At 60.6% G+C, this 26,429-nt stretch carries 23 protein-coding genes; 6 read left to right on the forward strand and 17 right to left on the reverse strand.

Features of this window, described 5'->3' with window-relative positions; translation table 11 throughout:
* Window positions 1–1,247, reverse strand: a 1,247-nt coding sequence (locus ACEW8N_RS05785) for an aldehyde ferredoxin oxidoreductase N-terminal domain-containing protein (RefSeq protein ID WP_373498858.1), incomplete at its 3' end; no start/stop codon positions are given.
* 317 nt (window positions 1,248–1,564) lie between these two features.
* On the opposite strand from ACEW8N_RS05785, the gene ACEW8N_RS05790 reads away from it, so the two are divergent.
* Entirely contained in the window at window positions 1,565–2,695 is a 1,131-nt protein-coding gene (locus tag ACEW8N_RS05790; RefSeq protein ID WP_373498859.1) for an efflux RND transporter periplasmic adaptor subunit, read from the forward strand.
* Between the two features lie 76 nt (window positions 2,696–2,771).
* A complete protein-coding gene (locus tag ACEW8N_RS05795) occupies window positions 2,772–5,873 on the forward strand; it encodes an efflux RND transporter permease subunit (protein WP_373498860.1) in 3,102 nt (1,033 codons plus the stop codon).
* A gap of 106 nt (window positions 5,874–5,979) precedes the next feature.
* On the opposite strand, the gene ACEW8N_RS05800 is transcribed toward ACEW8N_RS05795, so the two are convergent.
* The 3 genes from ACEW8N_RS05800 to ACEW8N_RS05810 are packed head-to-tail and all read right to left on the reverse strand — an operon-like array spanning window position 5,980 to window position 8,614.
* Window positions 5,980–7,605: an NAD(P)/FAD-dependent oxidoreductase gene (locus tag ACEW8N_RS05800; protein WP_373498861.1), complete on the reverse strand. Its 1,626-nt coding sequence runs from the start codon at window positions 7,603–7,605 to the stop codon at window positions 5,980–5,982.
* An 11-nt stretch (window positions 7,606–7,616) separates the two neighbouring features.
* On the reverse strand, window positions 7,617–8,114 hold the full coding sequence (locus ACEW8N_RS05805; RefSeq protein WP_373498862.1) for a WbuC family cupin fold metalloprotein: 498 nt from the start codon (window positions 8,112–8,114) through the stop codon (window positions 7,617–7,619).
* The gene (locus ACEW8N_RS05810) at window positions 8,111–8,614 is read right to left on the reverse strand and encodes a ferritin family protein (RefSeq protein WP_373498863.1); all 504 of its coding nucleotides are present in this window, start codon (window positions 8,612–8,614) and stop codon (window positions 8,111–8,113) included. Before ACEW8N_RS05810 ends, ACEW8N_RS05805 begins: the two co-directional genes overlap by 4 nt.
* Window positions 8,615–9,028: 414 nt before the next feature.
* On the opposite strand from ACEW8N_RS05810, the gene ACEW8N_RS05815 reads away from it, so the two are divergent.
* From ACEW8N_RS05815 to ACEW8N_RS05830, 4 genes are all read left to right on the forward strand, one after another.
* Entirely contained in the window at window positions 9,029–10,666 is a 1,638-nt protein-coding gene (locus ACEW8N_RS05815) for a murein L,D-transpeptidase (RefSeq protein WP_373498864.1), read from the forward strand.
* A gap of 136 nt (window positions 10,667–10,802) precedes the next feature.
* Complete coding sequence (locus ACEW8N_RS05820) at window positions 10,803–11,342, forward strand: YcbK family protein (RefSeq protein WP_373498865.1); 540 nt, start codon at window positions 10,803–10,805, stop codon at window positions 11,340–11,342.
* Between the two features lie 277 nt (window positions 11,343–11,619).
* Window positions 11,620–11,820: a cold-shock protein gene (locus tag ACEW8N_RS05825; RefSeq protein ID WP_373498880.1), complete on the forward strand. Its 201-nt coding sequence runs from the start codon at window positions 11,620–11,622 to the stop codon at window positions 11,818–11,820.
* A 153-nt stretch (window positions 11,821–11,973) separates the two neighbouring features.
* Window positions 11,974–12,132, forward strand: a complete 159-nt coding sequence (locus ACEW8N_RS05830) for a hypothetical protein (protein WP_373498866.1) — start codon at window positions 11,974–11,976, stop codon at window positions 12,130–12,132.
* A 66-nt stretch (window positions 12,133–12,198) separates the two neighbouring features.
* Here ACEW8N_RS05830 and ACEW8N_RS05835 read toward each other — a convergent pair whose 3' ends face one another.
* From ACEW8N_RS05835 to ACEW8N_RS05895, 13 genes are all read right to left on the reverse strand, one after another.
* Complete coding sequence (locus ACEW8N_RS05835) at window positions 12,199–12,972, reverse strand: hypothetical protein (protein ID WP_373498867.1); 774 nt, start codon at window positions 12,970–12,972, stop codon at window positions 12,199–12,201.
* An 87-nt stretch (window positions 12,973–13,059) separates the two neighbouring features.
* Entirely contained in the window at window positions 13,060–13,731 is a 672-nt protein-coding gene (locus ACEW8N_RS05840; protein WP_373498868.1) for a CoA pyrophosphatase, read from the reverse strand.
* A 103-nt stretch (window positions 13,732–13,834) separates the two neighbouring features.
* Window positions 13,835–14,275: a hotdog fold thioesterase gene (locus tag ACEW8N_RS05845; RefSeq protein ID WP_373498869.1), complete on the reverse strand. Its 441-nt coding sequence runs from the start codon at window positions 14,273–14,275 to the stop codon at window positions 13,835–13,837.
* Window positions 14,276–14,380: 105 nt separating this feature from the next.
* Window positions 14,381–15,388: a glucokinase gene (gene glk, locus ACEW8N_RS05850; RefSeq protein ID WP_373498870.1), complete on the reverse strand. Its 1,008-nt coding sequence runs from the start codon at window positions 15,386–15,388 to the stop codon at window positions 14,381–14,383.
* A gap of 53 nt (window positions 15,389–15,441) precedes the next feature.
* The gene (locus tag ACEW8N_RS05855) at window positions 15,442–16,008 is read right to left on the reverse strand and encodes a plasmid pRiA4b ORF-3 family protein (protein ID WP_373498871.1); all 567 of its coding nucleotides are present in this window, start codon (window positions 16,006–16,008) and stop codon (window positions 15,442–15,444) included.
* 119 nt (window positions 16,009–16,127) lie between these two features.
* Window positions 16,128–17,300, reverse strand: a complete 1,173-nt coding sequence (locus ACEW8N_RS05860) for an SWIM zinc finger family protein (protein WP_373498872.1) — start codon at window positions 17,298–17,300, stop codon at window positions 16,128–16,130.
* Between the two features lie 15 nt (window positions 17,301–17,315).
* The gene (locus ACEW8N_RS05865) at window positions 17,316–19,988 is read right to left on the reverse strand and encodes a DEAD/DEAH box helicase (RefSeq protein WP_373498873.1); all 2,673 of its coding nucleotides are present in this window, start codon (window positions 19,986–19,988) and stop codon (window positions 17,316–17,318) included.
* A gap of 131 nt (window positions 19,989–20,119) precedes the next feature.
* Window positions 20,120–20,839 (reverse strand): SIMPL domain-containing protein, encoded by a 720-nt coding sequence (locus ACEW8N_RS05870; RefSeq protein ID WP_373498874.1) that lies wholly within the window; start codon window positions 20,837–20,839, stop codon window positions 20,120–20,122.
* Between the two features lie 105 nt (window positions 20,840–20,944).
* Window positions 20,945–22,159: a serpin family protein gene (locus tag ACEW8N_RS05875; RefSeq protein WP_373498875.1), complete on the reverse strand. Its 1,215-nt coding sequence runs from the start codon at window positions 22,157–22,159 to the stop codon at window positions 20,945–20,947.
* An 82-nt stretch (window positions 22,160–22,241) separates the two neighbouring features.
* Window positions 22,242–23,669, reverse strand: a complete 1,428-nt coding sequence (locus tag ACEW8N_RS05880; RefSeq protein WP_373498876.1) for a trimethylamine methyltransferase family protein — start codon at window positions 23,667–23,669, stop codon at window positions 22,242–22,244.
* A 561-nt stretch (window positions 23,670–24,230) separates the two neighbouring features.
* Window positions 24,231–24,626 (reverse strand): hypothetical protein, encoded by a 396-nt coding sequence (locus tag ACEW8N_RS05885; RefSeq protein WP_373498877.1) that lies wholly within the window; start codon window positions 24,624–24,626, stop codon window positions 24,231–24,233.
* Between the two features lie 557 nt (window positions 24,627–25,183).
* The gene (locus ACEW8N_RS05890; RefSeq protein ID WP_373498878.1) at window positions 25,184–25,645 is read right to left on the reverse strand and encodes a hypothetical protein; all 462 of its coding nucleotides are present in this window, start codon (window positions 25,643–25,645) and stop codon (window positions 25,184–25,186) included.
* Window positions 25,646–26,131: 486 nt separating this feature from the next.
* Window positions 26,132–26,429 (reverse strand): septal ring lytic transglycosylase RlpA family protein (locus ACEW8N_RS05895; protein ID WP_373498879.1); only part of this gene is annotated, 298 nt, incomplete at its 5' end.

The raw sequence follows: 26,429 nt of genomic DNA on the forward strand, positions 1-26,429 counted from the left end.
TGGCCGATGGCTTGGGCCGCCCGGCGCACGCCGCCGGCCAGGAGGCCGCCCAGGCTCTCTCCCGCGGCCATCTGGCGGATGAGGGTTTCCATAACGGCGCCGTTGCCCCAGGAGAGGTCCAGGCCTCCGGAGAGCTTCCGGTCGAGGATGCCCCGGTCGTGGAGGTCCATGGCAAAGGCGATGGCCGTGGCCGCCGAGGTGGAGTCGAGCCCCAGGCGGGTCAGGAGGTTGTCCAGGTGGATGAGGGTGGGGGCGTCGGCCAGGCCGCACTTGGCCCCGAGGTTGATCATGGGCTCGAACTCGGGCCGGAAGAGGTCCCGGTCCTTGTATTTCCCTTCCGTGAACCGGAGAACGGCTTTGCACCGCACCGGGCAGCGCGCGCATCCCCGGGTGCGGACCCGGGCCTCCCTCAAGCCCGCGCCGTCCAGGGCGACGGACCCGGAAAACCGCCGCTCCCGGTAGTTGCGGGTGCTCATGAGGGCGTTGTCGTCGGCCCATTTGACGTAGCCTGCGCCGCCCAGCTCCGAGAAAACCTTGAAATCCGGCGAGCCGGTGATCCGGCGGAGGTAGTCCGTGACCGCCGCCCTGACGGCCTCCGACTTCTGCTCCCGCCGGGGCCTTCCGTCCCCCCGGACCACGATGGCCTTGAGCCGTTTTGCGCCCATCACCGCGCCCATGCCCGTCCGCCCGGCGGCATGGTCCCGGTCCGACACGATGCAGGCGAAGGCGGCGCCGGTTTCGCCGCCCGGCCCGATGGCGAGGGACTGGAACGCCTCTCCGGGAAAGAGGTCTTCCAGGGCGGCGTGGGTTTCCTCCGTGTCCAGCCCCCACAGTCCGGCGGCGTCGCGGATGTGCGCGCCGTCGGGGCCGATGTCGAGGAAGACCGGCCGGTCGGCCCGGCCCCGGAGGACGATGCTCCCGTATCCGGCCTCCCGGAGCCGGATCCCGGCATCGCCGCCGACATTGGAGCTCCCCAGGAGCCCGGTGAGGGGGCTCACGGCGTTGATATGGAGGCGCGAAGACGACGGCGCCGGGGTCCCGGTGAGGAGGCCGTTGGAAAACAGCAGCGGGTTCTCCGGCGCGAGGGGGAGGATGCCACGGGCCGTACCCCGGAGATGCCGGTAGAGCATCCCCACATTCAGGGCCCGGCCCCCGAGCCATTTCCGGCACGTCGATTCGGGCAGGGGGCGGGATGCGACGGCACCGTCGGCGAGGTCGACGGATAGGAGATTTCCGAAATGGGACATGGCTTCCCTTGATTGAACTTGCTGGATTCCCATGAAAAAAAATGAAAGCTGGGCGGCCCGCGAGCCGCGGCGCTTCCATTCACCTCCCGGCTTATCGGGTGTTATACGGGAAAGGGAGTTGAATGCAAGCGGATTTTGAACGTCGGCGGGGCGGAATCCGGAACATCGTTACCGGTTTCTCCGCATTGACATCGACGCCTTCAGGGAATATAGTTCCACCCACGATGGAAGCGGACCAGATGAGACGGTTTCCAGGGGTTTGGAGCCGTTTTGTTTTGTTTAATGGGGATTCATCCCTCTCTTTGTGAAACAGGGTCATGAAAAAGAAAATATTTTTCACCATTATTGGCTTGATCGCCCTGGTCGGGGTCATCGGCGGCATCAAGGCCCTCCAGATCGGGCAGATGGTCGCCCAGGGGAAGAACTTTTCCCCCCCGCCCGAGACGGTGACCACGGCCCGGGCCGCCGCCGCGTCATGGGAATCCCTCATCCCCTCCGTCGGGTCCCTGGAGGCGGTTCAGGGCGTCATGGTAACGGCAGAGCTGACCGGAAAGGTCACCCGCATCGCCTTTGCGCCCGGCAAAAAGGTCAAGGCAGGGGATCTCCTGGTGACCCAGGACACCTCATCCGAAGAGGCCCGGCTGCGGGCCGCCGAAGCTGCGATGGCGCTGGCGAAGATCAACTTCGACCGCGCCAGGGGGCTCCTGGCCCAGCAGGCGATTTCGAAATCCGAGTTCGACAACGCCGACGCCCAGCTCAAGTCGGCCGTGGCAGAGGCGGACGGCATCCGCACCCTCATCGAGAAAAAGACCATCCGGGCGCCCTTCTCGGGGAGGCTGGGCATGCGCCTCGTCAACCTGGGACAGCTCCTGAAGGAGGGCACCCCCATCGTGACGCTCCAGGCCCTCGATCCCATCTTCGTCAACTTTCTCCTGCCCCAGCAGGAGATCGCCCGGGTGCGAAGGGGGCTTACGGTCCGGGTCAAGACCGACGCCCTTCCCGGTGAGACCCTCGAAGGCAGGATCACCGCCATCAACCCGGAGGTCGATTCCGCCACCCGCAATATCCGCATCCAGGCTACCCTGGACAACCCCGACGAGCGGCTCCGTCCCGGCATGTTCGCCAATGTGGCCGTGGTGATGCCCGATCCCAAGCCGGTGATCGTCATCCCCGAGACGGCCGTCCTCTTCGCCCCTTACAGCGATTCCGTGTTCATCGTAGAGGAGCAGAAATCTGAAACGGACGGCAAGCCGGCTTTGGTTCTTCGCCAGCAGTTCGTCCGGCTGGGGGAGAAGCAGGGGGACTTCGCCGCCGTAGTGTCTGGGCTCGAAGACGGGCAGACGGTCGTGAGCACCGGGGTCTTCAAGCTCCGCAACGGCCAGTCCGTCGTCGTCGACAACACCCTCTCGCCGGAGTTCAAGACGGCCCCGAAGCCGGAAAACAACTGAATCAGGGGCCTTCGCCGACGCCTTTCGGGACGTCAGGCGCCGGCCTTTGCACACAGGTCATACAGGGTTTCTCACCATGAAAGCGTTTACCGATATCTTCATCCACCGGCCGGTCCTGTCGCTGGTGGTCAGCCTTCTGATCATCATCTCCGGGCTCCAGGCGATCCGCTCCGTCAACGTCCGGCAGTATCCCCGCAGTGAAAACTCGGCGGTCACGATCATGACGGTCTATGTAGGCGCCAGCGCCGAGCTGGTTCGGGGATTCATCACGACACCCCTGGAGCGGGCCATCGCCGCGGCCGACGGCATCGAGTATATCGAGTCCCAGAGCGCCCAGGGGCTCTCGACCATCACCGTCCGCCTCAAGCTCAACTACGATCCCATCAAGGCCCTGTCGGAGATCAGCTCAAAGGTCGACCAGGTCCGCGGAGACCTGCCGCCGGAGGCCGAGGTGCCCATCATCAACGTCGAGTCGGTCGACAGCCAGTTTGCGTCGGCCTACCTCAGCTTCACCTCCGACGTGCTCGAACAGAACGAGATCACCGACTACCTGGTCCGGGTGGTCCAGCCCCGGCTTTCGGCCATCGAGGGCGTCCAGCGCGCCGACATCCTGGGGGCCCGCACCTTTGCCATGCGCATCTGGCTCAAGCCCGAGCGGATGGCGGCCTTCGGCATCAGCCCCCAGCAGGTGCGGCAGGCCCTCGCCGCCAACAATTTCCTGGCGGCGGTGGGCGAGACCAAGGGGTCCCTCGTCCAGGTCAACCTCATCTCCAATACCGACCTCAGCACGGTTCGGGAGTTCAAGCGCCTGGTCATCCGCGAGCAGGACGGGGCCATCGTCCGCCTCGAGGACATCGGCGAGGTCGCGCTGGGGGCGGAGGACTACGACGCCGAGGTCCGGTTTTCGGGCCAGACCGCCGTGTTCATGGGCATATGGCCCCTGCCCAACGCCAACTCCATCGACGTCATCCGGAGGGTAACCCATGAGATGGCCGACATCGAGCGGCAGCTCCCCTCCGGCATGACGGCCCGCGTGGCCTATGATGCCACCAATTACATCACCAACGCCATCCGAGAGGTGACCAAGACCCTGGGGGACACCCTCCTCATCGTCGTGGTCATCATCTTCCTCTTTCTGGGGTCGCTCCGTTCGGTGCTCATCCCGGTGGTGGCCATTCCCCTCTCCCTCATCGGCGCCGTCTTTCTGATGCAGGTGTTCGGGTTCACCATCAACCTGCTGACCCTGCTCGCCATCGTGCTCTCGGTGGGGCTCGTGGTCGACGACGCCATCGTGGTGGTGGAAAACGTGGAGCGGCACCTGAGCAATGGAGAGTCGCCCACGGACGCCGCCATCCTGGGCGCCCGGGAGCTGATCGGTCCGATCATCGCCATGACGATCACCCTGGCGGCGGTCTACGCGCCCATCGGCCTTCAGGGCGGGCTCACCGGCGCGCTCTTTAGGGAGTTCGCCTTCACCCTGGCCGGCGCCGTGACCATCTCGGGCGTCGTAGCCCTCACCCTGTCGCCCATGATGTCGGCGAAACTGCTCAAACCCGGGATCGGAGAGCGCGGGCTCGCCGGAAAGATCTCCCGGGACTTCAACCGATTGCGAGCCCTGTACGGAAAGATTCTCGATGCGACCCTGAACGCACGTCCTGCGGTCTACACGGTCTGGATCATCGTGAGCCTGCTTGCCGTTCCCATGTTCATCATGTCGCCGGTGGAGCTTGCGCCGACCGAGGACCAGGGCGTCATTTTCGGCATCCTCGACGCGGCGGCCAATTCAACCCTCGACCAGAACAGCCCCTATGCCGCGGCCGCCAACGATGCCTTCCTGAGCATCCCGGAAACCAACTTCACCTTTCAGGTCACCTCCCCGACATCCGGGTTCGGAGGCATGGTCCTCAAACCATGGGAGGAGCGCGACCGCACCGTGTTTGAGATCCTTCCCGAGGTCCAGGGAAAGCTCGCCGTCATCCCGGGGATCCGGATGTTCCCCGTGACCCCGCCGGCCCTGCCGGGCGGCGGCCAGTTCCCGGTGGAGTTTCTCCTGACCTCGACGGCGGAGTCGGACCTGATCCTGCAGTTCGCCCGCCAGATCCAGTTCAAGGCCATGAAAAGCGGCATGTTCGCCTTCCCGCCCATCATCGACGTCAAGATCGACCAGCCCCAGTCCGAGATCGTCATCGACCGGGACAAGGTGGCCTCCCTGGGCCTGAACCTTGCACAGGTGGGCCAGGATATCGCGGCCATGCTGGGCGGCAATTACGTCAACCGTTTCAACATCGCCGGAAGGAGCTACAAGGTCATCCCCCAGATCAGCCGGGTCGACCGCCTCAATCCCGAGCAGCTCCTCAATATTTACGTGGCCGGCCCCGACGGCGGGCTCCTGCCTCTGAGCACCATCGCGACCATCCGGAACAGCACGACGGCCCGGTCCCTGAACCGGTTCCAGCAGCTCAACGCGGTCAAGATCAGCGGGGTGGCGGTCCGGCCCCTGGACGAGGCCCTCCGGTTCCTGGAGGACGAGGCCCGGGCCATCCTGCCCCAGGGCTACGTGCTGGACTATACCGGGGAGTCCCGCCAGCTCCGGACCGAGGGGAACAAGTTCATCCAGGCTTTTCTCCTGGCCGTCGTCCTCATCTTCCTGGTGCTGGCGGCCCAGTTCAACAGCTTCCGGGACCCCTTCGTGATTCTCGCGGGATCGGTGCCCCTGGCCATGTTCGGCGCCCTGGTCTTCACCTTCCTCAAGATGCCCGACCCCAACGTGGCTTTCTGGACCCAGGGCTGGACCACCACCCTCAACATCTATTCCCAGGTCGGGCTCGTGACCCTGGTAGGCCTGGTCTCCAAGAACGGCATCCTGGTGGTGGAGTTCGCCAACAAGCTCCAGGAGAAGGGGATGGGCAAGCGGGAGGCGGTGCGCGAGGCGGCCATGACCCGGCTGCGGCCGATCCTCATGACCAGCGGCGCCACCATCGCCGGCCACTTTCCCCTGACCCTCGTCACCGGCGCGGGCGCCGCGGCCCGGAACTCCATCGGCCTGGTCCTGGTGGGCGGCATGGCCATCGGCACGATATTCACCCTCTTCGTGATCCCGTCCATCTACATGCTGGTGGCGCGGGACCACGCCAAGTCGGAAAAGCCGGCGGCCGAGGCGGCCGAAATCACCGCCTGAACGGGGGGCGCTCAGGGCATGGTCCTCCCGGGAAGGATTCCGGGGAGGTCAGCGATATCGGGGAAAACCGAAGCGGTCTTCCCCGTCTCGGTTTCATGGGGCGGTGTCAGCCGGGGTCGGTTGTTGCGGGTTCGGTCTCGAGGATGCTGAGGGCCACGGCCTCCGCCGCTTCGATGCCGTCGACGGCGGAGGAGACGATGCCGCCGGCGTATCCCGCGCCCTCCCCGGCGGGAAAGAGGCCCCGCAGGCCGGTGCTCTGGCCGTCCCCGCCGCGGAGGATCCGGAGGGGGGAGGAGGTGCGGGTCTCGACCCCGGTCAAAATTGCGTCGTCCATGGCAAACCCCCTGAGCTTCCTGTCGAAGGCCGGGATGGCCTCGCGGAGGGCGTCGACGGCATAGTCGGGGAGGCAGGCGGCGAGGTCCGTCAGGTCGACCCCGGGCCGGTAGGAGGGCCGGACCGTACCCAGCCCGGTCGACGGCCGGCCCGCCAGAAAGTCTTCCACGCGCTGGCCCGGGGCGTCGTAATTCTCCCCGCCCAGGAGGAATGCGCGCTGCTCCCACCGGCGCTGAAAGGCGATGCCCGAAAGAGGGCCGCCGGGGTAGTCTTCCGGCGTGACGCCGACGACGATGGCGCTGTTGGCGTTCCGCGCGCTGCGGGCATACTGGCTCATGCCGTTGGTGACGACGCAGCCGACCTCCGAGGTCGCCGCGACCACCGTGCCCCCCGGGCACATGCAGAAGCTGTAGACCGAGCGGCCGTTTTGGCAGTGGTGGACCAGCCTGTAGTCGGCCGCGCCCAGGAGCGGATGGCCGGCCTGCTTTCCGAACCGTGCCCGGTCGATGACGGCCTGGGGGTGCTCGATGCGCAATCCCACGGAAAAGGGCTTCGCCGTCATGGGAATGCCCCGGTCCGCAAGCATCTCGAAGGTGTCCCGGGCGCTGTGGCCGATGGCTGATACCAGGCGGGTGCAGGGGATCTTTTCGCCGCCGTCCAGGACGACGCCCCGGACCTCGCCGCTTCGGATTTCGATGTCCCGGACCCGGGTCCGGAAACGGACCTCGCCGCCCAGGGAGACGATGGTCTTGCGCATGGCCTCCACGACCTTCACCAGCTTGAAGGTGCCGATGTGGGGTTTGCTCACGTAAAGGATCTCCGGCGGGGCGCCGGCCGCAACCAACTCCGTCAGCACCTTGCGGGTCAGGTGCCTCGGGTCCCGGATCTGGGTATAGAGCTTGCCGTCGGAGAAGGTACCGGCCCCGCCCTCGCCGAACTGAACGTTCGATTCCGGGTCGAAGGCGCGTTTTCGCCAGAACCGGAAGGTGTCGGCGGTGCGCTCCCGCACGCTCCGTCCCCGTTCGAGCAGGATCGGCCGGAACCCCGACTGGGCCAGGACCAGGCCGGCGAACAGCCCGCAGGGTCCGGTGCCGATCACCACGGGCCGGTCTTTCAAGGCGGCGGGGGCGTGTGCGACAAAGCGGTAGCGCGTGTCCGGTGCGGGCCTGACCCGGGGGTCACCAGCCATGCGCGCCAAGATCTCGCTCTCCTTCGGGGTCTCGACGTCCAGGGTGTAGATGAAGGTGATGCGGTTTTGTTTCCGGGCGTCGACGCCGCGCCGGAAGACGGTGTAGCCGGACAGCTCATGGGCGGGGATGGACAGCTTTTCGAGAATGGCGTCCCGGAGCATGCCTTCGGGGTGGTCGATGGGGAGCCGCACCTCCGTGATGCGCAGCATGCGGGGCGCTCCTATGCCGGCAGCGTGCCGGCGTCGGCGCGGCGCATGCGGTCCAGGAACAGGGCCGCCTCGGGCGTGCCTTCGGCGGGGGACCACGGGGCGAATTCAGCCGCCGTCCGGGGGGTGTAGGGGCCCTCCTTGACCTCGGCGAACACGGCGGCGTCGGTCATCGGCACCCAGGAATGCCAGACGCCGGGCTGGAGCTCAAACCCGACGGCGCCGGTCCCCGGGCCGACGGGGACGCGCCGAATCACCCGGCCGTCGTCGTCGAACACGAGGACATCGAAGCGCCCCAGGACGACGATGGCGAACTCCGCGACCACGGGATGCCGGTGGGGGCGGAAATAAGAATCCATCCGGGCGGCGATAAGGTAGCGCTGGACGGGGTCGTCGGCCGATTCGTGGATGTTGTAGTTCGTCCGGCGCCGGGGATTTCGCCCGGCCAGGGCGATCATGGCGTTCAACAGGTCGGTGGTGATGATCTTCATGGGGTCGGTGTCCTGCATCATTCCATGTCGAACTCTTTGATGTCAAACCAGTAGCCGGTGCGGCTGATGTAGTCGAGTTCGGCCTGGACGATCTCGATGTGACCGTGTTCGCTCTCCAGGAACCGGGCGAACATGGGGCGGGTGTCATCGGCCATCTCCTCGACCATCTTCTCATAGAACCGGCTGGTTTCGATCTCCACGGCAAGGGCCTTGGCAAGCATCCGCTTCTCGTCCGTCCGGTCTTCCCTGGCCATGGTCTGTCTAAGCGCCGCCATACCGTCGCGGATGGCCTGTGCCGGAGGCACGACGGACTTCACGTCATCTATCCGGATGACGCCCGCCCGATCCCATTCCTCCAGTTTGTGGTGAAGATAATCGAGATGCCGCTGCTCGTCCTCGGCCAGGAGCCCGAAAACGCGCTTCCCCGTGGGGTCCCGGGTCGATGCGGCCGCATCCCGATACAGGTCCCGAATCTTGGTCTCATAGGTGATGGCCGTTCTGATCGCTTCATCCGGTGTCATGGCGTAGCCTCCCCTGTTGGTATGCCCGTAAGGTAACGCATGCTTATCAGAAATGCACGCCCGGGACAAGGCCGCTGAACCGATCCGGCTTTCCGGATAAACCGTGCCTTTCCCGCCAGATTTTCGCTGCAATTTCTATTGACCCGCCATCCGGGTCGATGTTATTAATATAGCCCAATAAGATCAGAGCGTTAATTAAGGCCAAGTGTGGTTACCCCTCGGGGCGCCCCCTTTTTCAGGCCTTGCGGGGCGCGGGAGGATCGAAAATGACGCGTGGAAAGGGGTAATCCAGGCTTGGACATTTCTTGCAAAAAAAAAAATGGGGGGCGGCGGCAGGCGGCGGCATCCTCGGGGGGCACGGCATCGGGACGCGGATTTCGCGCTGATGGGAGATGGATTAGGGCTTTCATTCTGATGATCCTGACGGTCATGGCAGGGCTCTTCGTGCATCCGCCCTGCCTTGCGTCGGAGGATATGGATGCGCTCACGGCGGCCATGGAGGAGCACCTGAAATGCTACCCTTTAGAGCTGCTCAGCCACGAGAGAGAGCAGCTTGCGGTCACCTCCAGGGATCTCTGCCTGGCCGCGGTCTATCATTACACCGGCCTGCTGCCCTTATGGGTCACCCCCGAAGGGCCGAGCCCCAAGGCTTCGGTGGTCCTCGATTTTCTCATCAATGCCGAAACCGAGGGGCTTGACCCGAAAAACTACGAAATCGACCAGATCGCAGCCCTCTTCGCCGAACGCCGGCCCCATTCCCTCGCCAGGCTCGACACCCTGCTGACCTTCAATCTGATCAAATACATCCATGATGTCAGCAAGGGCCAGATCAAGCTGAGGGATGCCCGGCCGGTTCTGTTCTCCGAAGCGGGGGACGATGATTTTGCGCCGCTTTCGAGCATGAAAAAGGTGCTTGCCGCCCCGGATCTTGGCGCCTACCTGGCAAGCCTGCCCCCCGCGCACCGGCATTACAGGATTCTGAAGGGCGCGCTCAAAACCTACCGGGAGCTCGCGGAAGCCGGCGGATGGCCTTCCATCCCCGCCGGCAGGAAGATCCGGCCGGGGGATCAGGATGCTCGCATACCCGTGGTCGCAGAGCGGCTTTCCGTGACGGGCGACCTGGATCCGGGGGTCGCGCAGGCCCCGCGCCATGCGGAATATTATGGTCCCGCACTGACACATTCGGTCGCGAGGTTCCAGAGGCGGCACGGCCTTGAGCCCGACGGCGTCATCGGCCCCAAGACCCTGGCCGCCATGAACGTCTCCGCATCCGACGCCGTCAAACAGATCATCATCAACCTGACGCGCTGGCGATGGCAGGAACACGATCTCGGCCGGAAATACCTTCTCGTCAACATTGCGAATTTCGATCTCACGGCGTTTGACGGCGGGCAAGAGGCGTTCAGTTTCCCCGTGATCGTCGGGAAATTCCAGCATCAGACCCCCAATTTCAGCGACCGCATCATCTATCTTGAATTCAACCCTTACTGGAACGTTCCGCCGAGCATCGCCAAAAACGAGGAGCTGCCGAACCTCAGGCGGGATCGCCATTCCCTCGCCAGAAGGCATATCCGGCTTTTTTCCAGTTGGAGCCCCGATGCTGCGGAGATCCGCTCGACCTCCGTCGACTGGAACAGCATCAGCCCGGCCAGGATGTCGGGGTTCAAGCTGCGGCAGGACCCCGGGCCGTGGAATGCGCTGGGGCGGGTAAAATTTATCTTCCCCAACCACTACGACGTATACCTTCACGACACCCCGACGCAGAATCTTTTTTCGCGGACCCAAAGGGACTTCAGCCACGGCTGCATCCGCGTCAGCGACCCCCTGGGCCTGGCCGCCTTTGTCCTCTCAACTGCGGAAACCACATGGACCCGCGACAGGGTCGATGCCGTCATCCGGGAGGGAAAGAACACCGTGAGACGGCTTCCGGAACCGCTCCCGGTTCATATCACCTACCAGACATCATGGGTTGACAAGAACGGGATAATATACTTTAACAGGGATGTTTACGGGCGGGACCAGAAGCTGCTTCAGGCCCTGTTCCATAAATGAGGGGCGCGGGCGGAGAAGACCCGGCCGCCGGCGGCTCCATCGGAACCACCGGAGCAAAAGGAACTATCGGCACAAACGGAAGTATCGGGCTGATAAGCGTGATCTTGCTGAAACCCAACGAAAACGGAAGAAACACATGATGACCATCAGCCGACGTCGTTTTCTCGTCGCCTCCGCACAGGCAGCGGCCGGAATCCTCATCTGTTCGCCGCTGACCTGCTGGGCCAGGGCACCCAAAAGATATCCACTCTCCTTCTATCACACCCATACCGAAGAATATCTCAAAATTTATCACACCCCGGGGCGCTGTTCACGTTCGGTTCAGAAAAAAATGAAAAGATTCCTGCGGGATTTTCGCACGGGCGATCTCCACCCCATCGATCCCGCCCTTTTGGACATTCTCTGCAAAATTCAGCATACCACCGGAAGCCGGGGGACCATCGAGATCATCTCCGGCTACCGTTCTCCGAAAACCAATGCAGAATTACGGAAGGCAAGCCACGCTGTCGCCAAGAAGAGCCTGCACACGAAAGGGCAAGCCGTCGATATCCGCATCACGGATATGAACACCCGGAAGATCCGAAACTCGGCGATGGCCCTGCGCACCGGCGGGGTGGGATATTATGCCGGTTCCAACTTTGTCCACCTGGACACCGGAGATTTCAGGACCTGGTGACGGGGAGTCGATTCTCAGCGTCGGAATTTCGCCAATACACCAATTTCATTCACTTTAGAAACGGATTTTCACGGTATGCGGCCGTTGCGGACCTGTTGACAGTTAAAAAAATTAGAGATTTGGCTTGCTATTGTGGATAAATATGCCTATTATTGAACATCAATCAAGTTTCGCCGCAGTATGGCGGAAGGGTTTCTTTCTGGGAGGATTATCCGTTATTAAACGCTGTCATCCTTCAGTTTGTAACGTTGAAATTTTTGGAAAGGAGGATGACACAATGGTAAATGGAACTGTAAAGTGGTTTAACGACCAAAAAGGTTTTGGATTCATCGAACAGGAAAACGGGCCGGATGTGTTTGTGCATCACAGCGCAATCAGAGCAACCGGTTTTAAATCCCTCAGTGAAGGCGCTCGCGTGACATTTGACATCGAGCAGGGCCCGAAAGGGCCGTCTGCTGTCAATGTGACCGTAGTCTAAACTGCTTTTTCAAAGCAAATAAAGGCATCTCCCGTGAAACGGGGGGTGCCTTTTTTGATGATTGCGTTCATCGCGCTGCAGCAATTCCGGGTGAGATTGTTTTCCCCGTCCCCCGAAATCTGATCCATCGGCAACCCACCAGAAAGGAAATGCATGGCGAAATCTCATTACCAGTTCAAGAAACGTCAGAAGGAATTGGCCAAGAAAAAAAAGAAAGAGGAAAAGATGCAGAGCAAACTGGAAAACAAAGTGAATGAAGGCGCCGACACTGAAGAAGAGCCGACCCCTTCAGCGGATGACGAGCAGGCATAGGGGCCGACCGTCGCCTGTTTCCAACTGCCTGCTTCCTTTGCCGGTGTCCGCATTCCCCTGAGAATATCAAAACGATACCGCCTTCTGGATGAGCATTTCTTCGTATCCAAACACGGCATTCAGGTGGTGGAGCAATGCATGCTGCCCCTGGTCTCTCCATATCTCCGTAATTCCAGCATCAACCCCGCGGTACTTTTCCATCAGCCCATGAGGGTCGTCACCGTCTCCGGGAAGGCCATTCATACCATCGTCGATCAGTCCGAGCCAAAAAGAGCTTACGCCCATAATAAACGCCGGCCAGTTCTTCCGAAGCGCCGAAGACCAGCGCGGATCACTGGTTTCCCCAATATCGGGTGATTTCGGGTGATCCGGGTCGTCCATCATCACTTTTTCCACAAAGTTCGCGGTCATGGCGCTCCTGAGCACCCTGCTCCGGGCGATTTCCGCAAAGACAGCAGCCGCGATTTCCGGTCTGCTGTAAAACAGGAACGTAAACTGGTGGCCTGCCGTATCGCGAACCGCTCTCCGGTGAAACCGCCAGTAGGGGATATCGGCCGCATGCGCTGCAAGAGCAGGGGAGACGACGGCGTGTGCGAGAAGCAGGTCCCGGGACAGGTCTGCATCCCCCTCCTTGGGCCAGGTATGTTTAAATCTGCACCGCCACCAGTAGGCATCCTCCAGGGTCCTGAAGCCGGGGGGAAGATTGTTTTCCGACGGAATTGGAGGGGTGCTTCTGTGGGCACTGCACCCGCATGCAAAGATCAGGAGGCCCGCAAAGACAGCCAGCAGTGTGATGTTTCTTCCAGGCAGAGGAATCCTCTGAAAACACGTCTTGTTCATGGCATCCCAGGCTCTCGTCTCCTGCGGAAAAAAGCCGCCCTGCCGCGGCAGGGTGCCGTGATCCTCAATTTTTCCCCAAGCCCACCTCTACCGCCAGGCGAAATAGGGCTGCTCATAATGAGCGACGCGTTGATGCCGGCCCAGCATCGCCACCTCCCTGAACTGGTAAATCAGCGCCGCCGTGGGCGAAGCGATCCAGTGATTTCCGACAGGCATCAGCAGGACGGGGTGATCGCTCTCGGGGATGTCCCGCAGTATGGGGGCGTCCCGGCGCATGAATTCAGCCAGAGGAATGCGATGAATGGAGGCCACCTCCTGGGGATTGGCCGTCAGTGTCCTACAGGGGCCGCCCCATGCCACCACGGGCTTGATGGTGAAACCTGACCGGGTGCTGTAGTCATCGAGACGCCCGATGATCTGATCCGCGCCCAGCTTCAAGCCGACCTCCTCCTCGAGTTCCCGCAGCGCCGTCTCTTCCGGGCTTTCCCCTGCTTCCATGCGGCCTCCGGGCAGCGCCCATTGACCCGCGTGATTTCTGAGCTTCAAGGCTCTTTTGGTCAGGATGATGGCGGCATGCCCGGGCCACGCTTCACAAAACCCCATATCACAACGATCGGAGCCGTTTTGTATATCGACCACCGTAATCGCCACCGCAGCTTTTTTCCGGCCGGCGTTGTCCAACGCCCGCGGCGTGAATCGTTTCAGGTTGACGCGGATATGCCGCAGCAGATGGTCGTTACAAATGAAATTATCCATCATTCATCATACCACATCGCATGGCAGCCCGGGAAACAATCCCCCGCACGGCCTGTCGCGGGCTTTTTCGGGGAGCGCCGGTGAGGGGGGAACGGCTTCGGCATGGCTATGCGGAGCTGCTGCCCGTATCGGGGACGAACCATTCCTTTTTTCGATAGACCAGGTCCTGGCTCTTGGCGACAAGCTCCCCGGTCCGGCCATCCGTCACGGTGATATCATACAGCGCTATGGGTCCGGAGGCCGTCTGTTCCACGGCTTCGGCGATGAGCCGGTCGCCTGCCCGGGTGGCCTTCAGGAAATTGATGCCGACGTTCAGCGCCACCGCCGTTTGGCCATGGGAATTGCTGGCGGCGGCGAAGGCCATGTCGCCAAGGGCAAAGATCACGCCGCCGTGGGTGCTGCCGTGAAAATTAACCATGTCGTCCGTAACGGTAAGCGTCACGCGGCTGCAGCCTGGTTTTGGAATCTCAACCCTGGCCCCTAAAAACCGCGCAAACGGGTCCCGCTGGATGTGGTCGTTTATCTTTTGTTTTCTGTCGTCGTTCATCGTCATCTCCATGAAAATTGCGCAGTGGCGGCGGATAGGGCCGCATGTGCGGGGTCCTTCGCCCGGCGCCGATCCGGGGGGGTGTCGAGGATCGCCTCCATCGGCCTATCTGCCGGCACACAGCGTTTTGCGGGCATAATTGGCAAGCCCATAAAGGTTGGCCTCGAATTTTCGGATGAGCAGGACCGGGATGTCCGACACAACGCCCGAAAGCCGCCCTTTGGTTTTGAAAGATGTCAGAAATCCATCCTTTTTCACGAAGGGAAGGATCTTTGAGGCGACGCCGCCGCCGATGTAGACCCCGGCCCTGGCATTGTAGCGCAGGGCCATGTTCCCGGCTTCGGCGCCCAGGATCGAGACGAAAACATCAATCGCCTTGACGGTGATATCCTCAGCCTCTTTCCCGGACAGGGCGTTTTCGGCGATGATTTCGACGGGGTCGCCTGCCGATGCAAGCCGGCTTTTCAGCCACGGCGGCTCCCGGCAGATCCCTTCCGCCTTCAGAAACCGGTAGATGGTATGGATTCCCGGACCCGAACAGACCTGCTCGTAACTGACGTGATCCCGGCTGCTGCGCAGGTGAGCCAGGAGCTTGAGTTCCAGGTCGGTCGCGGGTGCAAAATCCGAATGGCCTCCTTCGGAGGAAAAGACGCGATAGGCATTTTCATGCGGAATGAGAAAGGCTTCTCCCAGGCCCGTCCCGGGGGCGATCAGGGCGGCCGGAAATCCTTCACGGCGGCTGCCTGCATGGATGACATCGAGATCGTCTTTTTGCAGCACCTCAATGGAATGGCCCAGGGCTTCGACGTCATTGATGAGGCTGACCCTTGAAAAACCGAGTGTCTTTTTCAGCCGGGCTTCATCGACAACCCACGGCAGATTGGTCGCCATGGCCGCGCCGTCGACCACCGGCCCCGCTACGCCGATCACGGCGTATTCGCCGCGTCGTCCTGTCGTGCTTCCATAGTCATTGATAATTTCTTCAAGGCCAGAGTAAGCTTTGCTGTTGTATGTTTTCATCTCCACAAGCCTACCCCCCGTGCCTTGAGATTCACAACGCGCCACCCGGGTATTGGTTCCGCCGATATCGATGAGATCAAATTGAATCAGCATGTGTGGGCAGTGGTCCTTGACAATTGAAGTGTTGAAAATCGACCGGAGACGAATCAAAATGCCAGTGATTTAAAATTGTTATTAATCGCCTTCATGTCAAACGCGTCAGGGTCGAATTCCCCGCCAACCCATTCAAGCATGGATTCATGTTCCTCATGTGTCGGATCTTGAATTGCTTTCAGCAGATCATAGTACCCCCAAATGCCCCCGCAGTCCTCCGGAGGACACGCCTGGCTCCCTTTGATGACGATGGGGGACTCAAAAGAATCCAGAGGAAGAATTTTTTCGAGAAGAATTTTGTGCTCCCAGCCGTCACCGAAGTCATATTCATAGATAACATAGTCTTTTGGCTTGGAAATGATGTCGTGCAAATACACCTTGCGCTCATCTTTTACGTCAAAATCAAAATCCGGTTCCGGAATTCCAATACAATCGTTTCCAACCCGGTACTGATGCAGATGATAATCCGACCATCCCATTGCGGTCTGTAAAACGAAATGCAACTGATCCAGCCGGATGTTGTCCTGGACGATCAATCTTCTCCATATCGGCGGTTTGCTGCTGATCAGGGTAACCTTGAGCTGGTAGAGGGAATTTGCCTTTCTGTTCTTTTTTGCCACGGTGACCTCCATTTTAGGTTGGATGAGCTGACGGTTTCAGGGTGAACCGTTTGGGCACCGGGAGCGAAGCGGCCCCCGAAAAGGGAAACAGGATAAATATCGCCGCAATTCAACTGCGGTTAAGGCACGCCGATATAAATCCCATGGGAGACGCTCCTGATTTTTCCCATTTTTTTCAGGCGAAAAACGATGTTGTATATCTTCCGGGGATCAAACCCGGTTTTTTCGATCAGCTCCGGAATCCCGATGCCGCTTTTGCTTTTCCGGATCAGGGCCAGGGTGCGATCAACGGCGGATACCGGAGGTGGCGGGCCGGCGGTTTTCGCCGTCCCTGCCTGCGGCTTTTTGGACGATGCATTCTTCCGGGGTCCGACCGGCGGTGTTTTTGTGGTCCCCTGAACCGATTTTTTCCGCTCAGCCGGCTTTTTCCGGACTGGCGGAGCTGTTCCGGACTTGCCGGCCGTGATGACGTGGGGCGGTTCGGAACCCCCGGTGCTTGCCTTTCCGCGGGTTTTTCCACCTGCCGTTCTTTTCGGCATGACGGCATGGTCGTCATTTTCTGCAGGGTTTGCAAGGTCGATGCCGAAGACATCCGAGAGGTCGGCCGAATCCATCACGCGGGTGCTCTTCTGTTTCGCCTTTTTCAGCAGACTGTCGGTCTGATCCGCAACGGCCTTTGAGATCAGTTCGGTGACGTCGGCCTTCCTCAGGGTGAAGAAGAGGTTCGGGTTTTCGTCCAGCCGCGCGCCGATGCCGTAGAGGACCGCCGCCACATGCTTGCACATGACGGCCCAGTCCGGGCAACTGCACGAGAGCTTGATCTCGGCGGGTGCCGGAAAAAGCCCCTTTCCTTTGGCCATGAAAATCTCCTGGAGGTCTTTGGGGAATTCCCCCGAAAGAAGCGCCTGAAGGGAGGCCATCTTGCCGTCGCAGGCCCGCAGAATCGCCTTCCAGGTTTCGGGCGGGATGGGCTTGATCCCGATGGTCACCTCGTAGGGACTGGACGCGGACCCCTGAACCAGGGCCTCCACCTTGCCGGGCGCAATTTGAAGGTCCAGCACGGCCTGATTCCGGACGTAGCTTCGCCCCCTGCCGATGCGGTTGCCGTAGTCGGCATACCGTTCAAGATTTTCGTTCCAGGATTTCCCCCACCACGTGTTGGCGATGGCACTGCCCTGGAGGATCACCGGGCGCATGCCGGGGTTTTTCTTCAGGAGCTGCTTCAGTTTTTTTTCGGCCTTGGCCCGCTTTTCCGCCACCGATACGTAGCGCGGATACCCCCAGTATCCCATATTCCCTCCGGCGGTTTATAATGTCAGTTTGAACAGGTTCATCAGCTCGTCGTGATCCATTTCAGTGATCCAGTTCTCCCCGCTTGCGGCGATCACCTCATGGGACAGCTTCGATTTGGCCTCGAGCATCTGGTCGATCTTTTCCTCGATGGTGCCTTGGGTCAGGAATTTATGCACCAGGACGTTTTTCTTCTGGCCGATCCGGAAGGCCCGGTCCGTGGCCTGATTTTCGACGGCCGGGTTCCACCACCGGTCAAAATGGATGACGTGGCTGGCCCGGGTCAGGTTCAGGCCGACGCCGCCGACCTTGAGGGACAGCACCAGATACGGGGTATATTCGTCATCTTGAAACGCTTCAATGATTTTTTTTCGTTTCCCCACGGGCACGCCGCCGTGCAGGACCAGGCCGCTTCGGCCGAAGACGCCTTTCAGAAAACCCGAAAGCGGCTCCGTCATCTCCCTGAACTGGGTGAACACCAGGACCCGCTCCCGCTTTTCATGAATGGTTTCGCAGATGTCGCGGAGCCGCTCGAATTTGCCGCTGTCCCCCTCGTCGAAATTCCCGGTGCCGAGGTATTGGTCCGGATGGTTGCAGATCTGCTTGAATTTCATGAGAAACGCCAGGATCATCCCCTTGCGCTCGATCCCATCGGATTTTGCGAGGGCGGTTTCAAGGTCATGGATCAGTTTCCGGTAAAAGACGATCTGTTTTTTGGAGAGGGTCGCGTAGGTTTTCATCTCCACCTTCTCCGGGAGATCGGAGATCACCGATCTGTCGCTCTTGAGCCGTCTTAGGATATACGGGCTGATGACCCGGCGGAGGCGGCCGTAACCTTTCGTGTCCTCCTTCAGGGTCTTGGCGAACCGGGCGAATTCGGTCCGGTTGCCGAGGAGCCCGGGGTTGAGAAAATCGAAGAGCGACCAGAGATCGCCGATCCGGTTTTCGATGGGGGTGCCGGTCATGACGATCCGGTTCCAGGCCTTGAGGGTCTTGACGCTTTTCGTCTGCCGGGTGCCGGGGTTTTTAATGGCCTGGGCCTCGTCGAGGATGACATACCGCCAGTCGTAGGCCCTGAGCCATTCATATTTCCGGGCCAGGGCGTAGGTCGTGATGACCAGATCCAGCTGGTCCAGGGCTTTTTTCGTTTTTTCCGCCACGACCTTGCGGGGCTGGATATCCGGGTGGGCCACATCGTATTTGAGGCTGGGATAAAACCGCTCGATCTCGCTCACCCAGTTGGCGATGAGGGAGGCCGGGATCACCAGGAGGCTCGCCTGTTTCGGGGATTCCGACCGGATGGCGCTCAGGAAACAGAGGAGCTGGACGGTCTTGCCGAGCCCCATGTCGTCCGCCAGGCAGGCCCCCAATCCAAGGGAGTGGAGCAGGTGGAGCCAGTTTACGCCCTTTTTCTGGTATTCCCTGAGGGTGGCCCGGAAGCCTTTGCCGGGTCTGGCCTCGGACGGCAGGTCCGGGTTCCGCATTTTTTGGATGACCGAGGTCATCCACTGGCCGTTGGAGACGGTTACGTCGAGATCCGGGTCGGCGCCGCCGGGAATCCGGTCCGGATGCAGCTGCATCCGCAGGGCATCCCGCATGGACAGCCCCCGGTTCTCGATGAGGTCTCCGGCCTTGTCATAGGCATCCAGGGTTTTCCGGAGCTTATCCGGGTCCACGGCCACCCACTTGTTCTTGATGAACGCCAGCCCTTCGGCGGCGGCGAGCAGCTCCCGGGCCTCCGCTTCGGAGATCGGGGTGTCGCCGATCACGAGCTGCGCGTTGAAGCTGAGCAGGGCATCCATCCCCACGAACGCCGGCTGCGCGTCGCCGATGGTGAGGGTCATCCGCACGCCCGCGGCGGCGCCCTTCCACCAGTTGGGAATCCGGCAGAGGATGCCCGAGGCCTCGTAGAGGGGGATCTCCTTTAAAAAATCAAAGGCCTCCCGGGCGGACCAGGCCAGGGGATGAAAGAGCTCGCCGCTCTCGATGAGATCGGCGACCAGGGCGCTCCGCCGGGCCGCCGCGTGAACTGTTGCCAGGAGTTCCAGCAGCTTGTCGCTCTGGTCGGCATATTCCCGGAGGGCATGCTTCAGGGGCAGATGTTTCGACGCCCCCGCTTCATTGAGGCCCGTGGAATAGGTGGCCAGGAACGCGAACGGCAGCTCGCCTTTTTTGTTCTCCACCAGATGAAAGAAGACCCGCCCCACGAGGTGGATGTCGGGGCTGTAGGTATTGATGAAGGCCGCAACGGTGCCGGGATAGCCTTTGACCGCGTGCCGGAAGACATGGTTCAGCCATTGCCAGGTGCCTTCAAGACGCGCCATGTTCAGGTATTCCGAGCCCGTCATGAGGGGGGCGCTCTCCAGGGCATGGCCCATTTCCTCCGCCGGGATCGGCACCTCGACGTCATGGCGCAGGATTTCCAGGTCCGGGGTGCGGATCAGCTTTTCCGCAAAACACCCGGCAAACCTCCGCCAGTAATCGAGGGAAGGGGAGAGGGGGACATCCCGGTCGCAGAAACAGAGATAGAGCAGGGCGCCGGCCGGATCTTCATGGAAACGGCGGTAGATCTCCCGCTGGAGGATCGCGGTGGCCTTGTCCACGGCGGTTTCGGTGTCGGCCCATTCAAGCTGGATGCCGAGCCCGCGGCCGCCGTCCGGCAGGACCGCGGCGATGACTTCTTTCTTCATTGCGCTGCCCAATCCCCTCGAACAAAAAGGCTGCGCCCGCGGTCTTCGCACAGGCGCCTGTCGTTTGCAACTGCCGCGGCCGGTTTTTCTCCCGCCGCTTTTCGAATCTTCATGGATTTCCCTTCGCCCCGTCAATCCGAAAGGTAATATTCAACCGTGGATACCACCCGTACCTTTTTCATATGCGGGTTGTTTTTGTCCCGGTCTTCGATGGTGAACTGCCCCTGGGAGGCTTTTTTGATCTTGCCCAGGGTGCTCTTGGAATCCGACGCGAATTTGCCGGCCACCTCTCTCGCATTCCTTGTGGCCTCTTCAATCATCTCCGGTTTGACCTCATTCAACCGGGTAAACATATACTCGGGCTGCGTCTGATATTCGCCGCCGGTGAATGCAATCCCTTTTTTCCCGAGTTCAGAAAGCGACCCCATCACCCTACGAACGACCGGGATGTTTTTGGAGTAGACCGTCACGGTCTGGACCGCGGTGTATCGGAATTCCGGCCGTTCGCTATTGCCGTATTGCTGGGCGGATTTGTCGGTGATGGCTGGAGCGGAAAGAGAGGTCTCTTCCGGTTTGATGCCGCTCTGTTCCAGATATTCTTTTATTTTGGCCGCGCTGCTTTCCGTTGCGCCGTATAGCTCGGTCAGGCTGCTGCTCGCCTCCGTGAACTGGATCGGCCATATGACGATATCCGCGTCATACTCGCGCTCGGACAGCCCTTTCACCGTAACGCTGCGTTCATACTCCTTGAACTTGATGGCGGATCCCCCCAGCAGATACCCTGCGGAAAATAAACCCATAAAAATAAAGATACCGAGCAAAAGTGCGCTGATCCTGTTATCCGTCTGCATAGGTTTTTCCTTTCAGGCATAAGGCCTGGAATGAGCCGCCTCGGGTTGGCCCGAAAACGCCGCGGCGGACCCGAAGCCGTGCTTGATTCGGTTCTGGTGAGCTCTTTATTTCCGGTTGCCGCGGGGATCCGCCACTCTCCCCATGAACAGAATGCCGCCGCTGGCGTTGTCGCGAATGACAAAGATGAACGGGTGATCCGCGCGAAAGACCGGATAATATCGGGCGGATGTCAACTGCATTTCAACGGCTGTCGCGGCCGCCGCCTCCGTACCCTCCTCGTTCACCTCGACGAAGGCCTTGTGTTGGATCTGCGAGATCCACAGCTCTCCCTTCGGCCATCCCATGCCTCGAAAGTCGGCCTTTCCGCCGGTGTCAAACGCATCCCGCATGCCCAGCGCCCGGAAGGGGGGCACCAGGTCATATCCGGTTTCCATCTTGAATTTTGGTAAGAACAGCTCCGTTTCCTGCGCGGGCGTCTTGTCCAGCTCCGCCATCCACTGCGTCAGGGTCTCCGCGGTCAACTGCTTTTCCAGCTCCGCCAGGCCGTCCACATCCTCCGGGAGCAGGAGAATCATGGACATTCTCCCGCCTTTGTAGGGCATCGAGATGGCTTGAAAATCCTCTTTCGTGAGGAGTTGGCAGCTTCGTTTCTGGTACATGAGGCGGGCTTCGACCTCTTCTTTCGACGACAGCCTGAAAGGGGCTTCATGGGTCTGGTCGTCCTTGAACCGGTGCTCCCAGGCCCCCTTGAAGTAGACGGCGTTCAGGAGCACACACGCCGAATTGGGGTCTATCGTGTCAAGGATCTTGTCGATTTTGCCTTCGGTCTTCCTCTCGACCCACCCGTTGATCCTGTCGAGCCCGCCGGCGAAAAGCTCGGCGTCGTAGTTTTCCTTCAATACCGCCTTGAATTCCTTGCTGACATCCCCTCCGGTCAGGCATAGCCCGTTGGCAATGTTCACCTTCTGACCGGCTTTGTGCGCATTGGCTGCGAGTTCCTGATTCAGTTGCTTGAACGCGGAATGCAGTTGAGGCTCATCGAGCTGGAACCGGAGGGTTTCCTTCATTTCTTTGGCCGTATTTTCGCGGGCGCCGGCGTAAGCCATGGCCAAGGCCGACGAGACGCTGTAGGGCGAAAAGAAGAGGTTGCCCTCCGAGGCCCCGAGTTCACGATACAGCAGGACGGCAAAGGCGCTGTTTCCCCTGACGAGGGTGTTGACCGTCGCGTCTCCGGGGCGGTCTGCCGTTGCTGAAGCTATAGACACGGCCGCCGCCGCGGCAAGGATGATGGCGGATGCCGTCAGTCGGATTCTGTTCATGAGGTTTCCTTTCTATTATCAATCTTGACGGATGGTTGCACCACCTCCCGCGACGCCCTGGATGACCGGAAAAGTGGCGGTGTCAGGGGGCGAGAAACCGCGCCAGGGCCTTGTCCGTCTCCCGGTCCAGGTCCGGCGGAACGTAGGCCGCGAGGAGGGCGTCGGCCGTGTCGGCGGCCCGGGCGGCCAGATCCCTGCCCTCGGCCGCCCATTTTTCATAGGTGGGCCGCGAGAAGAGCTCGGGATGGTGGAGTTCGGTCCTGAAATTCGCGAAGGTGTGGCGGGCCGTGAGAAAGTTCCCCCGGGGGCCGATCTCCTGGATAAGGTCCGCGGCCAGGGCCTCGTCCGACAGGTCCATGGGGCGCATCCAGCGCCCGGCATAGGCGGCGGCCTCGGCATCCAGAACCATCTTCTCTTTGGAGGCGGCGGCGAAGCTCCCCAAGTGGCCGCACCCCGGCAGGTGGTTGATCCGGTTGGCCATGGCCGTCGTGAAATTGAACATGGACTCGGCCCCCGACTGGAAATCGCAGGTCAGGGCGTCGGTGGCGCCCACGTTGCCGCGGGTCAGCATCCCGTAGAACCTGGCCATCCGGACCGCGGCCGCCTCCATCAGGCGGGCCTCCGGGGACCCGTAGGTGCCGGCCATGGTCCGCATGTCGATGCCGCTGGGGAAGACGCCATAGAAGACCGGAAGGCCCGGCCGGACGAGCTGCGACAGGACCAGGAGCCCCAGCACCTCGCAGTTGTTGAGGAGGACGTTGCCGGCCAGGGTGCACGGGCCGGTGCTGCCGGTGGCCGGGGTCGGCGAGAGGCTCACGGGCATGCCGTATTCGGCCGACAGCATGAGGAAATCCGCCTGCTCCCCGCTCACGGCCAGGGGCGAGATGGGGTTGATGGTGGACTGGGCGTAGGCGATCTGCCTGTCGGCATCCGCCCGCATCCGCTCCCGGGTGATGCCGAAGGCGATGCAGAGCAGGTCGATATCGCCCGGGTCCATGAAGATGTAAGGCTTGTCGGACCAGCGGATCTGGTTGACCATCATGAAGGGATAGACCGCCGCGGGCGGCATGTCGCCGGGGGTCACCAGGTTGCCCATCATGCGGATGGCCGGCAGGGCCTGGGCCAGCTTGAAGAGTTCGATGAAGTCGTTGGCTGCCGCCTTCCGCCGCGTCTGGTTATTCTCGACGATGAACGCCGCCGACCGCCCCATGCCCACGGCGATCTCGTCCGGGTGGAAGGTGATGGTGTGGGCCGGGTTTCTTCCCAGGAGGGTGAACCGCGAGGCGACGGATGCCAGGGCCGCTTCGAGGGCGGCCTCGTGGAAGAAGACGACCGGTCCGTCGGTCTTGAATCCCCGGGACCTGAAGAGGGCGACGGCGGCTTCCGAGCCGAACCACATGCCGGTCCGGGAGAGGATGGCCGCGGTCCGGTCATGAATCCGCGAAAAGTCCTCTCGGCTCAACCGGCCGCCGGGGAGGGGGGTGGCGTCGATGGGGGGAGCAGGGGGCATGGCCGATCTCTCAGTCCGGGGGTGATATGGGTTTCTCCCTGCCGAAGCCGGGAGCATGCTGCAAAATAACCGCTGATATCGCTTCCGATTCCCTCCTGTCAAGGGATTTGTGGCCCGCGGCGGGCGTACCAACGGAGCTCGCCCACGGCGTCCTCCGGGGCCCGGACGACCTCGCCCCCTGCTCGAGCACACTGTTTTTGGGGATCCCCTGGAAAAGGTCCGAAGGTCCATCGAGATGATGCACGGATTTGACGTGGCGGTTTCGAAAGCGTCTCGGGAAGTTCGCGAAAGAACCGTCCCGATCTGCCCGGATTGCGGGGGCGAACTGAGATATCGCCATACAGTGCTGCCCCACCAGATGCCGGGATATCGCGGCTCGGGATAACTGAAACACGCGGCGAAAGAAGATTGTCAAAGAGCATGCCGTAACCGCTAAACAGGCTTGTTGGCGCGCGAACACAGGTTTGATTCTGACCGGGAAGCCGGCTCGGCTTTTCATGGGATATCTCCTGCCGCCCGGTCAGGTCAAACATTATGGGTTGGGCTTTCGTCTATTAAGCCTCAAGATTTCAATATCGCTCCGACAATTGCTCCCGCTGTAATTGCTTCGATCCAGCTTCCAAGGAACCAGCTCCATGCGAGCGTTAGAGGAATGGGCATATAGCTGTAGGAGCCGAAACCCATTGAAATGCCGGTGGCAAGACCGAAGAGCGCTCCGAATCGAATGCCCGACGCCAGTGATTTCTGTCCGACCAGAAGTCCATAGATCAGCACGAAACATACAGTGAATACCAGCGTGACGAAATACATCAGCGGCATGTTCATCTGGTCCATCGGGCGCCACAGGTTGGCCGTGGCTTCATAGGTGGACCGAAGAAGCAATCCGTGCAGTATGAAATCCAGAATCGACCATGCTATAAACACCGCCACAACAGCCCAGATTATCCGTTTTGCCATTTGCCTTTCTCCTTTCTATTGAAGCCCAACGATCCGCATAACCGGCTGGCAATGGAGCGCAGCGGAATTGCCAGCCCGTGTTGTGTTCCGGGCACGGCACGTATTCTGAAGGGCGCGCCGAGGCGCGCGAAGCAGCGCCTATGGCAAGTCCCAAACCCAGCCTGATGGCGGCGAAGGGGATAGCGGCAGGCAACCGGGTCCCGGGCGACGGTACTCGGGGAGGAAGCCGCCCTGCCGAGGCAGGGTGCCGCGAACGCACGGGGTGCTGCCTCCACGCCCTTCTGACGGGATGTTCCCGAAAAGGGGCGTGGCGAATGAGCAAAGTCAAGTGGGTCGTGATCGCAATGCCAAACGCCTATTTTGATCCGCTCGGCTTGTTTCTCCCAGCGCCTCGTTCTGCCTGATCAGCCGAACCGCTCAGTACGTGACTCGTTCGCTGCGTGGTGTGGGAGGGGGTAGCCGTGAGGCTGCTCCCTATCCCGATGGCCATTTCTTTCAAGTTATAAGCTTTGATCTTTCGGTTGAACTCGTAAAGTTCGCTGAGCTTTTTTAGAACCTTATCGATCTTTGTCATCTTCAAGCCTCTCTATATCAGCCTGATCCTGTTTCGAGTCTCTCGACCTCTTAAGCCAGATCAAATCTTTCTTATCCGCAAGCATCACTCTTCCTTCTTCCGATTCCGCTTCGACAGCATTCTGAATTATCCTTCTGACTTCTTCATCTTTCGCAATGAGGATATCGATCATCATTTCGTCTTCTGGGGCTACGATTTTTAAAAATCGGTGGAGCTCGATGGCCACGTTTCTGAATGTCCAAGGGGATGCGGATTCAAAATATCCATCCTTCTCCAGAAGGGCTTTTGCCTTATCAAAATCATCGATGTCCACAAGGATTTCAATGTCCCTGGTAAATCGGGGTTCGGAGTAAAAAGCCATTGCAACCCCTCCAACAAGGGCATACCTAACTTTCTGTTTCTCCAACTCCAATACCATCCGCTTGAATTCTTCGAATACATTCATTGGGTTTTCCTGTCGGCCAACGGGGATCGTTACGGGTGCGGAGCAAGCGCCACTTGCTGAGCGTCCGTGTTGACGCTCTTGTGTGCCGGGCACGGCACGTATTCTAAAGGGTGCGCCGAGGCGTGCAAAGCAGCGCCTACGGCAAGTCCCAAACCCAGCCTGATGGCGGCGAAGGGGATAGCGGCAGGCAACCGGGTCCCGGCGACGGTACTCGGGGAGGAAGCCGCCCTGCCGAGGCAGGGTGCCGCGAACGCACGGGGTGCTGCCTCCACGCCCTCCTGACGGGATGTTCCCGAAAAGGGGCGTGGCGAATGAGCAAAGTCAAGTGGGTCGTGATCGCAATGCCAAACGCCTGCTTTGATCCGCTCGGCTTGTTTCTCCCAGGACCTCGTTCTGCCTGATCAGCCGAACCGCTCAGTACGTGACTCGTTCGCTGCGTGGTGTGGGAGGGGGTAGCCGTGAGGCTGCTCCCTATCCCGATTTGTGCTACCTTACCACTTCAATTTTGACGTCGATTAAACCTGAAGAGGCGCTACCTATACTACGGAAAGCAGATTTTGAGAGATCAATAATTCGACCTTTAACAAATGGTCCGCGATCATTAATTTTAACAATGATACTTTTGCCATTCTTGATATTTTTAACTTTTACAGTTGAACCAAAAGGCAGCTTTTTGTGTGCAGCCGTTTTTAAATTATGTTTGTAAATCTCACCACTAGCTGTTTTTCTGTTTTGATGTTTATCCGCATAGTAAGAAGCTCGACCGGATTCGGTATAACCTTTC

The sequence above is a fragment of the Desulfococcus sp. genome (assembly GCF_041737845.1).
Taxonomy (GTDB): Bacteria; Desulfobacterota; Desulfobacteria; order Desulfobacterales; family Desulfococcaceae; genus Desulfococcus.

What these genes read in the sequence shown, in the direction of transcription:
- ACEW8N_RS05790 (WP_373498859.1), top strand. Translation starts at nt 1,565, where the DNA reads ATGAAAAAGAAAATATTTTTCACCATTATTGGCTTGATCGCCCTGGTC.
- ACEW8N_RS05795 (WP_373498860.1), top strand. Translation starts at nt 2,772, where the DNA reads ATGAAAGCGTTTACCGATATCTTCATCCACCGGCCGGTCCTGTCGCTG.
- ACEW8N_RS05800 (WP_373498861.1), bottom strand. Translation starts at nt 7,605, where the DNA reads ATGCTGCGCATCACGGAGGTGCGGCTCCCCATCGACCACCCCGAAGGC.
- ACEW8N_RS05805 (WP_373498862.1), bottom strand. Translation starts at nt 8,114, where the DNA reads ATGATGCAGGACACCGACCCCATGAAGATCATCACCACCGACCTGTTG.
- ACEW8N_RS05810 (WP_373498863.1), bottom strand. Translation starts at nt 8,614, where the DNA reads ATGACACCGGATGAAGCGATCAGAACGGCCATCACCTATGAGACCAAG.
- ACEW8N_RS05815 (WP_373498864.1), top strand. Translation starts at nt 9,029, where the DNA reads ATGATCCTGACGGTCATGGCAGGGCTCTTCGTGCATCCGCCCTGCCTT.
- ACEW8N_RS05820 (WP_373498865.1), top strand. Translation starts at nt 10,803, where the DNA reads ATGATGACCATCAGCCGACGTCGTTTTCTCGTCGCCTCCGCACAGGCA.
- ACEW8N_RS05825 (WP_373498880.1), top strand. Translation starts at nt 11,620, where the DNA reads ATGGTAAATGGAACTGTAAAGTGGTTTAACGACCAAAAAGGTTTTGGA.
- ACEW8N_RS05830 (WP_373498866.1), top strand. Translation starts at nt 11,974, where the DNA reads ATGGCGAAATCTCATTACCAGTTCAAGAAACGTCAGAAGGAATTGGCC.
- ACEW8N_RS05835 (WP_373498867.1), bottom strand. Translation starts at nt 12,972, where the DNA reads ATGAACAAGACGTGTTTTCAGAGGATTCCTCTGCCTGGAAGAAACATC.
- ACEW8N_RS05840 (WP_373498868.1), bottom strand. Translation starts at nt 13,731, where the DNA reads ATGATGGATAATTTCATTTGTAACGACCATCTGCTGCGGCATATCCGC.
- ACEW8N_RS05845 (WP_373498869.1), bottom strand. Translation starts at nt 14,275, where the DNA reads ATGAACGACGACAGAAAACAAAAGATAAACGACCACATCCAGCGGGAC.
- glk (WP_373498870.1), bottom strand. Translation starts at nt 15,388, where the DNA reads ATGCTGATTCAATTTGATCTCATCGATATCGGCGGAACCAATACCCGG.
- ACEW8N_RS05860 (WP_373498872.1), bottom strand. Translation starts at nt 17,300, where the DNA reads ATGGGATACTGGGGGTATCCGCGCTACGTATCGGTGGCGGAAAAGCGG.
- ACEW8N_RS05865 (WP_373498873.1), bottom strand. Translation starts at nt 19,988, where the DNA reads ATGAAGAAAGAAGTCATCGCCGCGGTCCTGCCGGACGGCGGCCGCGGG.
- ACEW8N_RS05870 (WP_373498874.1), bottom strand. Translation starts at nt 20,839, where the DNA reads ATGCAGACGGATAACAGGATCAGCGCACTTTTGCTCGGTATCTTTATT.
- ACEW8N_RS05875 (WP_373498875.1), bottom strand. Translation starts at nt 22,159, where the DNA reads ATGAACAGAATCCGACTGACGGCATCCGCCATCATCCTTGCCGCGGCG.
- ACEW8N_RS05880 (WP_373498876.1), bottom strand. Translation starts at nt 23,669, where the DNA reads ATGCCCCCTGCTCCCCCCATCGACGCCACCCCCCTCCCCGGCGGCCGG.
- ACEW8N_RS05885 (WP_373498877.1), bottom strand. Translation starts at nt 24,626, where the DNA reads ATGGCAAAACGGATAATCTGGGCTGTTGTGGCGGTGTTTATAGCATGG.
- ACEW8N_RS05890 (WP_373498878.1), bottom strand. Translation starts at nt 25,645, where the DNA reads ATGAATGTATTCGAAGAATTCAAGCGGATGGTATTGGAGTTGGAGAAA.